Raw genomic sequence first — 1,350 nt, 5'->3', positions numbered from 1 at the left:
CGGCCGCCGCCCTCCCCGCCCCCGCCCGCGCCGCCGAGCGCGGCGAGACGGTGTTCAAGCAGTACTGCGCCATCTGCCACTCGCCCGATCCGGGCCACAACAAGATCGGGCCGAGCCTTGCCGGCGTGGTCGGGCGCAAGGCCGGCAGCGTGCCGGATTTCAGCTATTCGAGCGCCAACAAGGGCTCCGGCATCGTGTGGACGCGCGCCAGGCTCGATGCCTACCTGACCGATCCGCAGGCGGTGGTGCCGGGCACGGCGATGCTGTTTCCCGGCATCAAGGACGCCGACAAGCGCCACGCCCTGATCGACTATCTCGCCAGCCTGCCGGCGAGCTAGGGCGCGTCCGGCCGCACCGCGAGCAGCTGATCGACAAAGGCCGCGAGCCCGGTCTGGCGCGCGCGTTCCAGGCGGGCCGCGCGCAGGATGGCGGCGACGTCCGCCTGCGCGCGGTCGAGGTCGTCGTTGACCACGACGTGGTCGAAGTCGCGCCAGTGCGCGATCTCGCCCCGCGCCGCCTGCAGCCTCCGGCCGATCTCCCCCGCGTCGTCGGCGGCGCGCCCGTGCAGCCGCGTCTCCAGCGCCGCGAAGGTCGGCGGCAGCAGGAAGACGCCGACCACGTCGCCGGGCAGCCGGTCGCGCAGCTGCCGGTGGCCCTGCCAGTCGATGTCGAACAGCACGTCCCGCCCCGCCTCCAGCGCCGCCACCACCGGCGCGCGCGGCGTGCCATAGGCGCGGCCGAACACCTCGGCGTGTTCCAGCAGCTCGCCGGACGCCGCCATGGCGCGGAAGGCCGGCAGGTCGCGGAAGTAATAATGCACGCCGTCGCGCTCGCCGGGGCGCGGGGCGCGGGTGGTCACGCTGACGGACAGCGACAGCGCGGGATCGGCGGCCAGCAGGCGCCGGGTGATGGTGCTCTTGCCCGTGCCCGACGGGGCCGCGACCACGAGGCAGATGCCGCGACGCGCGATCATTCGACGTTCTGCACCTGCTCGCGCAGCTGTTCGATCGCCGCCTTGAGCCGCAGCCCCGTCTCGGTCAGCGCGGCGGAGGCGGATTTGCTGCAGAGCGTGTTCGCCTCGCGGTTGAACTCCTGCACCAGGAAGTCGAAGCGGCGGCCGATCTGCGCGCCCTCGGCCAGCAGCGCGTGCGCCGCGGCGACGTGGCTGGACAGGCGGTCCAGCTCCTCGCGCACGTCCGAGCGCACGGCGAGCAGCGCCACTTCCTGCGCGATCCGCTCCTCCGGCAGGCCGGGATGCTCGCGCAGCAGCGCGGCGAGGGCGTCGAGCAGCCGGGCGCGCTGGAGCGAGGGCTGTTCGGCGGCGTGGCGCGCCGCCTCGGCGCACAGGCC

Annotated in this window: 3 protein-coding genes; 1 reads left to right on the top strand and 2 read right to left on the bottom strand. The window is 74.3% G+C overall.

Annotated features, from left to right (window positions below; genetic code table 11):
* A partial coding sequence (locus tag B8460_RS19670; RefSeq protein ID WP_048863328.1) for a c-type cytochrome occupies nucleotides 1–338 on the top strand: 338 nt, incomplete at its 5' end.
* Here B8460_RS19670 and gmk read toward each other — a convergent pair.
* Both gmk and B8460_RS19660 read right to left on the bottom strand, forming a co-directional pair.
* Nucleotides 335–973 (bottom strand): guanylate kinase, encoded by a 639-nt coding sequence (gmk, locus tag B8460_RS19665; RefSeq protein WP_048863327.1) that lies wholly within the window; start codon nucleotides 971–973, stop codon nucleotides 335–337. The two genes, B8460_RS19670 and gmk, sit on opposite strands and share 4 nt — an antisense overlap.
* Nucleotides 970–1,350, bottom strand: a 381-nt coding sequence (locus B8460_RS19660; RefSeq protein ID WP_048863326.1) for a DUF1732 domain-containing protein, incomplete at its 5' end; no start/stop codon positions are given. The genes B8460_RS19660 and gmk, both read right to left, overlap by 4 nt.

It is taken from the genome of Acidisphaera rubrifaciens HS-AP3 (genome assembly GCF_000964365.1).
GTDB classification, from domain to species: Bacteria; Pseudomonadota; Alphaproteobacteria; order Acetobacterales; family Acetobacteraceae; genus Acidisphaera; species Acidisphaera rubrifaciens.
Note: the sequence above shows the minus strand (reverse complement) of the source record. Positions and strands in the feature narration are given on the sequence as shown.